Annotated in this window: 8 protein-coding genes and 1 tRNA gene; 8 read left to right on the plus strand and 1 reads right to left on the minus strand. The window is 49.2% G+C overall.

Annotated elements, in window-relative coordinates:
* The first annotated feature begins 101 nt into the window (after positions 1 to 101).
* From H0Z19_RS11255 to H0Z19_RS11275, 5 genes are read left to right on the plus strand one after another with little or no spacing between them, the layout of a single operon-like run.
* On the plus strand, positions 102 to 659 hold the full coding sequence (locus tag H0Z19_RS11255) for a hypothetical protein (protein WP_290726680.1): 558 nt from the start codon (positions 102 to 104) through the stop codon (positions 657 to 659).
* 59 nt (positions 660 to 718) lie between these two features.
* A complete protein-coding gene (locus H0Z19_RS11260; protein WP_290726682.1) occupies positions 719 to 1,165 on the plus strand; it encodes a Zn-ribbon domain-containing OB-fold protein in 447 nt (148 codons plus the stop codon).
* Positions 1,162 to 2,304 (plus strand): thiolase family protein, encoded by a 1,143-nt coding sequence (locus tag H0Z19_RS11265; protein WP_290726684.1) that lies wholly within the window; start codon positions 1,162 to 1,164, stop codon positions 2,302 to 2,304. Before H0Z19_RS11260 ends, H0Z19_RS11265 begins: the two co-directional genes overlap by 4 nt.
* Positions 2,301 to 3,542: a thiolase domain-containing protein gene (locus H0Z19_RS11270; RefSeq protein WP_290726686.1), complete on the plus strand. Its 1,242-nt coding sequence runs from the start codon at positions 2,301 to 2,303 to the stop codon at positions 3,540 to 3,542. Before H0Z19_RS11265 ends, H0Z19_RS11270 begins: the two co-directional genes overlap by 4 nt.
* A gap of 1 nt (position 3,543) precedes the next feature.
* Positions 3,544 to 4,068 (plus strand): Zn-ribbon domain-containing OB-fold protein, encoded by a 525-nt coding sequence (locus H0Z19_RS11275; protein WP_290726688.1) that lies wholly within the window; start codon positions 3,544 to 3,546, stop codon positions 4,066 to 4,068.
* 34 nt (positions 4,069 to 4,102) lie between these two features.
* Here the strand turns inward: H0Z19_RS11275 and H0Z19_RS11280 are convergent, their stop codons facing one another.
* A complete protein-coding gene (locus H0Z19_RS11280) occupies positions 4,103 to 4,687 on the minus strand; it encodes a nitroreductase family protein (protein WP_290726690.1) in 585 nt (194 codons plus the stop codon).
* A 72-nt stretch (positions 4,688 to 4,759) separates the two neighbouring features.
* On the opposite strand from H0Z19_RS11280, the gene H0Z19_RS11285 reads away from it, so the two are divergent.
* The 3 genes from H0Z19_RS11285 (at position 4,760) to H0Z19_RS11295 (ending at position 6,591) form a co-directional block, all read left to right on the plus strand.
* Entirely contained in the window at positions 4,760 to 5,839 is a 1,080-nt protein-coding gene (locus H0Z19_RS11285; protein WP_290726692.1) for a histone deacetylase, read from the plus strand.
* Complete coding sequence (locus tag H0Z19_RS11290) at positions 5,836 to 6,489, plus strand: endonuclease V (RefSeq protein WP_290726694.1); 654 nt, start codon at positions 5,836 to 5,838, stop codon at positions 6,487 to 6,489. Before H0Z19_RS11285 ends, H0Z19_RS11290 begins: the two co-directional genes overlap by 4 nt.
* 27 nt (positions 6,490 to 6,516) lie before the next feature.
* Positions 6,517 to 6,591, plus strand: a tRNA-Met gene (locus H0Z19_RS11295).
* The last annotated feature ends 131 nt before the right edge of the window (positions 6,592 to 6,722 follow it).

Genomic DNA, 6,722 nt, shown 5'->3' on the forward strand with positions numbered 1-6,722 from the left:
ATGCTGTACTACAACCGATTGAGGTGGTGTTTGTGTTAAGTGGACAGGTCCAATAAACTCAATGGAAAACCTTAATTAAATATGGCAATTAATTGAAACATATGCCAAAAAGAAGGTTGCAGACTACACTTTCAGATGAAGCTTTCAAAATCATCGAAAAATTCAAACCGAACTATGGAGGAATCAATGAAATCATCGAAGAAGCTCTCAAATTATTAAACAGAGAAGATGGCAGTCTCAGTGAGGATGATGTGCTTCTAATTAAGCTCATCCGTGAACTTGACTTCACCGGGTGTGGGAGAAGCCAGTACATGCACCTCATCTGCGGTGATTTAGAGAGAGCTATAAAAGAGAACATGATGGAAACTGCTGTTGAGTGGTTTTTAAAGAAGCCTTTTCCGGAAATTAAGCTTGAGGAGTTTCTCGAAACCGTAAAAAGGGGATGGAAGATTCTAAACAGAGTGGACTACGTGGAGATAACGAAGGGTGACGGATGGATACAGTTCTTCTGTGAACACACAATGAGGAGAAGGGAAGTAAGCGAGTTTCTGGCGATGCACATCCTCAACATTTACGAAAAGTACTATTCTGAGGAATGGGATGTCCTAAAGAGTATCTCAACCAACGGCTTCACGCTGAAGTTCTACAGCAAGGTGTGAGCATCCATGCTCATGTAAATTCCTTAAAAATTTAATATTTGCTCATTAATAATTGTTATATGGGAGTTGATAGATACTCTGGCCTGCCGTTTGTGGCAAGGTTCAGATGGAATGTTGGCAAGACAATGGAGAAATTCTACCGTTCCTTCGCAGAAAAAAAGATTTTAGCGGCAAGATGCGAAAAATGCGGCTACACGGTTGTACCACCAAGGCAAATCTGCCCGAAATGCTACTCGACGATAAGCGAGGAGAACCTCGTCGAGTTGAGCGGTAAGGGGGTAGTGGAGAGTCTTACCGAGGTAGCGTTCAAGCTGGATGGTAAGGGCGGCTACATTTGGCTGGAAAAGCCTGAGTTGCTTGCTGCGATAAGGCTCGAAGGTGCAAGTTCGACAATTTTCGCAAGAGTTGAAGGTGAAGCAAAGGTGGGTTCTGAGGTGGAGCCCGTGTGGGCAGAGAAGATCGAAGGAAAGCCTTCAGATCTCATCTCTTTTAAGGTGGTAGAATGAAGAGGGTTGCGATAATCGGCTACGCCGTCAGCAGGTTAGAGTGGGATGCCGAGAAGACGAGGGAGGAGGCAGTTTTTGAGGTTGCAAGAGAGGCAATGAGAAGTGCGGGGATTGAAAGGGAAGATTTAGGGACTGCTATCAGCGCCTCTACCGATTTCCTTGACGGAAGAACGATCTCGAACTGCATGCTGATTGGGGCGAGTGGGGCGTATTTAAAAGATGAGAGCAAGGCTGAAGAGGATGGGATGTACGCTGCTCTCTACGCTGCTCAGAGAATAATGAGCGGGGTGCATGATGTTGCACTGGCAGTTTCCCACACACACAGCTGGATTTTCAACCCTCATCAGGTGACGCAGTACATGCTTGAACCCTGGTTTGACAGGCAGAATGAGCTTTTGAATGAAATTACGCTTGCAGCACTTCAGGCGAGGCTTTACATGAGCAGAAGTGGAGCGGATGAGGAGCATCTGGCAGAGGTTTGCGTTAAAAACCTCAGAAACGCTGCAAAGAATCCTGCTGCTTTCAGAAAAATGGCTGATGTAACGGTTGAAGAGGTGCTGGAGTCAAGACTTTACTCGTCCCCTCTAACGGAGCTGATGATTGCTCCTCCATGTGACGGTGCTGCTGCAGTGATTCTTGCCTCAGAAGAGGCGGCCAAGGAGTTCTGTGACGATCCTGTCTGGATCAGGGGCATAGGAAACGCCTGTGACAGGTATTTGAGGGATAGAGATCTTGGAAGACTGGATTCTTTGAGAATTGCTGCTGAAAGAGCATACAGAATGGCTGGAATTGAGGAGCCTTTCAGGCAGATCGATGTGGCAGAGGTGACGGAGAGGTTTGCCCACCAGGAGTTCATGGCCTACGAGGCTCTTGGCTTCTGCAGGGAGGGAATGGGAAAGGTTCTGATTGAGGAGGGTATGACCGAAGTCTACGGCGAGATTCCCGTAAATCCGAGTGGTGGAGCATTGTCGGGAGATCCGGTCTGTGCTACAGGAATGATAAGGCTGATTGAGGCTGTGAGGCAGATCAGAGGAGAGACCGAGAACCAGGTTGAAGAATGCAGAACAGCCTTGGCTCACGCTCAGTGGGGGTTGTGTGCTCAGAAGAATTTAGTTTTCATTCTGGGTGATAGGCTATGAGGAGGGTTGCGATTATTGGTTGTGGGCAATCGAAGCATGGAAGGAGGACGGATGTAAACCAGGCAGAGCTTGTTGCAGAAGCTGTCTGGGCGGCGATAGAGGATGCCAACATAGGCCCTGAGGATATCGAGGCTTATGCTGTGGGTAACATGCAGGGATTTGGCGGGATTTGCCAGCCCGATTTAGTATTTGCTGACTACATTGCTGCAGGAGGAAAGGCAATGCAGAGAGTTGCGACCGGAGGAACGGTTGGTGGCTCCACAGCCCATCTTGGCTACTACGAGGTTGCTTCCGGTATGTACGATGTTGTTCTGGCCGTTAGCTGGGAGAAGCACACCGACAGTGCAGAGCCCGGTGCGACGACTGGGCTGCTTCACGTGGCTTTTGCAAATCTAAGCTACATGATGAAAATTGGGATGGATATGAGGAGCTTTGCAATAATGGGGCTTGCTGGAGCGGCTGCAGGAATCTCAGCCTACCAAGCAGCCTTCTACATGGCGAGATCTGGCTGCAGAATTGAGCACTTCGACATGGTCGCTGCGAAGGCGAGGAGGAATGCAGCAAAGAACAAGTACGCCCACCTGAAGTGGCCCAACTGCACACCTGAAGATATAGCAAAGACCGAGATGCTGATATGGCCAATGCGCTTTGGACATGTGTGCCCGGCAAGCGATGGAGCTTCATGCGTCATTTACGCGAACGAAGATGCTGTCAGGAGACTCGGAGTAAAGGAGGTGGCATGGGTCAAAGGAGTTGCTGCCTATGCGGATGAGGAGGCTGATCAGGGGGAGAGCTACCAGGGTACGGCAGTGGTAGACTACTCTGACCAGACCGGAGCGATTCTATCCGCCAAGAAGGCATACGAAAGGGCGGGGATTAAGGATCCAAGAAAGGAGATAGACATGGCAGAAATCTACGCTCCGTTCCCCCATCAGGAGCTGATGTTCAGCGAGAGGTTAGGGTTCTTTGATGATGGAACTGCATGGAAGGCTGTGGAGGAGGGTGTGACAGAAATAGACGGTGACTTTCCTATCTGCCCTTCTGGAGGCGTCAATACGACAAACGCCATTGGCTCTTCTGGCATGCAGAGGGTTGTTGAAGCTGCGTTGCAGATAATGGGCAAGGCTGAGGATCACCAGGTGCCCAAGGACGTGAGAAACGCTGTGGCTCACGCCTGGGGAGGGCAGGTGCAGTTCAACACCGTAATGGTGCTTGGAGACAGGCCGAAGGGGTGGTAGAATGGGTCTGATTAAGGAGAAGTTCGACAAGACGATGCAGGTGGAGGGAGAGTGGAACATAGGAGCGTACAGGTGGAAGGCTCCAGAAGGATACTTGGATGAATACGTCAGAAATTTCAAGGAGAGGAAGATTATCGGCACGCTCTGCACGTCATGTGGGAGAGCCTACGTCCCGCCGAGGGAAATATGTGCGAGATGCTTTACTGAAACCACAGAGAAGGTGGAGGTGAGCCAGTATGGCGAGGTGCTGGCTTTCCTCGTCTCACCACCTCTTGAGAAGGGGAAGGTTGTAATTGCGGGCATTGATGCAGTTCAGGCGGGATTTTTGAAGGAAGGTGAGCGGATCATTCTGGCAATGGTGCGGTTTGAAGGTACAGCATCGTCAATGGTTCTGCCGCTGATAAACATCGAGCCAGAGAAGGTTAGAGTGGGGATGAAGGTCAAAGCAGTCTGGGCCGAGGAGTGTCAGGGGAAGCTTGCTGACCTGGTCGGAGTGGAACCAGCATTTGAGGTAAAGTACGAATAATTTTTTATTTCCATTTTTGAGATTGTATTCAACTTCAGTCAACCATCCAAACTACCTTCTTTTCCACGTCCCTCCTCGGTGGCACTGGTGGCTTCTTGGCAGGATAGCCGACAGTAACAACTGCAACGAGCTTCTTCCCTTCAATATCAAGCGCCTTGTTTATCTCATCCTCTACATGCACAGGCCCCGTCATCCAGCATGTTCCCAGCCCCATTGCATGTGCTGCGAGCAGCATGTTTTGAATTGCCGCAGAAACACTCTGAACGTCGCTGTAGTCATCTCCGGTGGGGGTGTAGTAGGCAAAAACCGCTGCGGGAGCGTTTCCAAGGCTCTTGAAGAACCTTTTCGTCTGGTCTATGACTTTCGGAGTTTCTGCAAAAAACATCTGCAGTCTGGGCAGAATGTATTCGTAGCCCTTCTCTATAACATTTATCAGCCTCTTCAGTCTTTCTCCCGCAACAACAACGAAAAACCACTGCTGCCTGTTCATCGCAGAAGGTGCCCACATTGCCAGCTCAATCATCTTTTCAAGCTTCTCCCTCTCCACCGGCTTGTCGAGGTAGAATCTGTGACTCCGTCTCTCCTTGATAACTTTCTCGACACATTCTAAGAGCTCCATAAAGATTAAAAATTAAGTTCAGTTAAAAGCTTTTTGAAAAGAACTTTATATTCACACGGTAATTTGTTTTAGATGGTTACCGGCATTGTGTTCCACGAAGAGTACCTTAAGCACGAGCAAAGCCCGACGCATCCCGAAAGGAGAGAAAGGCTGGCATACACAATGGATCAGCTAAGAGAGGAGGGGATATTCGAGAGTGAGCGGATAGTGCTTCTTGAACCATTCAAGGCTTCATTAGATGATGTCCTTGAAGTGCACACGGAGGAGTATGTGAGGTTCCTTGAAAAGGAGAGCAAGAAAGGCGGAATCATCGATTTCGACACCAACATTCCCGTAGGGGTTTTTGACAGAGCCTTGCTTGCCGCTGGCGGAGCGATCAGGGCTGCCCAGGCCGTGCTGAATAAAGAATGCGATAACGCCTTTGCAATGATCCGTCCCCCAGGGCATCATGCGAAGCCCTATATCGGTGCGGGATTCTGCTACCTCAACAACATGGCGATAATGGTGAAGTGGCTTTTAAAGCAGGGGTTTGAGAGGATTGCCATCCTCGACTGGGACGCTCACCATGGAGATGGCACTCAGGAGATTTTCTACAACGATGACAGAGTGCTCTTCATCTCAACACACCAGATGCCCCTCTATCCCGGCACAGGTTATCCTGAGGAGTGCGGAGTTGGGAGGGGAGAGGGCTACACAGTCAACATTCCCTTACCGCCAGGAACTGGTGATGAAGGTTATATGATGGTCATTGACGAAATAATAGAACCTGTTGTGAACGAATTTGAGCCTCAGTTCATAGCAGTCTCAGCCGGACAGGACAACCACTTTACAGATCCGATCACAAGCTTGGCTTTGACTGCGAGGGGCTATGCGGAGATGATGCAGAGAGCTGTTGAAATGTCCGAAAAGCACTGCGATGGCAGGCTTGTTGCTGTGCTTGAAGGTGGTTACAGCGTTGAAGGTGCCTTGCCCTACACAAACCTCGGTATAATCGCAGCGATGGCGGGCTTTGACTTATCAGCAATAAGAGAGCCTGAAAACTACCTTCCCGAGCTGCTCTGGAGGAAGAGGGATTCGGCTCTTGTGAAGCTTAGGCACAACATTGAAGATGTCAAGAGAGTGCACTCCAAATACTGGAAGTGCTTCAAATGAACCTCGAAGAGCTGAGAAAAATACAGGAAAGGATGGCAAAGAGCGTTGTTCTCGATGATTTGATTCCTCTCGATGATATCAAATACGTTGTGGGAGTTGATCAGGCTTTTATAGATGATAAAATTATTTCGTGTGCGGTCAAGCTCAGGCTGCCAGAACTGGAGGTTGTTGACAAATCGGTGAAGACCGAGAAGGTTAGCTTTCCCTACATCCCAACTTTCCTGATGTTCAGAGAAGGTGAGCCGGCGGTAAATGCAGTTAAAGACCTTGTTGATGAGAGAACTGCGATAATGGTTGACGGGAGCGGCATAGCACATCCAAGAAGATGCGGATTGGCAACTTACATCGCATTAAAGCTGAGAAAGCCGACAGTCGGGATAACGAAGAAGAGGCTTTTCGGTGAAGTAGTCAAGCTCAGCGAAGAGCTTGCAAAAATCGTTGACGGAGAAGAGGTTATAGGATTCGCCCTTAAAACGTGCAAAAGGTGCAATCCCATTTACATCTCACCCGGAAGCTTCATTTCTCCTGAATCTGCCCTGAAACTCGTGCAGGAATGCTTGAAGGGTTACAAGCTTCCCGAACCGGTTAGAATTGCGGATAAGATGACAAAGGAGGTTAAAAGAGAACTCTGGCATAACCTCAAAGCTTAAATAACAGTTTGGTTCAAATTGAACTGAAGCGGGGTGGGGTAGTCAGGTGATCCCGGCGGGCTCATAACCCGCAGATCCGTGGTTCAAATCCACGCCCCGCTATTCGCTTAGCCCCCACCTCCCCCCGCTTAACTTTTTGGCCCTGTTTCATCATACTTGGAATTTCACCTCCACCATTTAACCCTTACCAACCAACTTCCCAACAAACGACTCATACCTCTCCCTCTCAGCAT

Source organism: Archaeoglobus sp., from assembly GCF_017656475.1.
Taxonomy (GTDB): Archaea; Halobacteriota; Archaeoglobi; order Archaeoglobales; family Archaeoglobaceae; genus Archaeoglobus.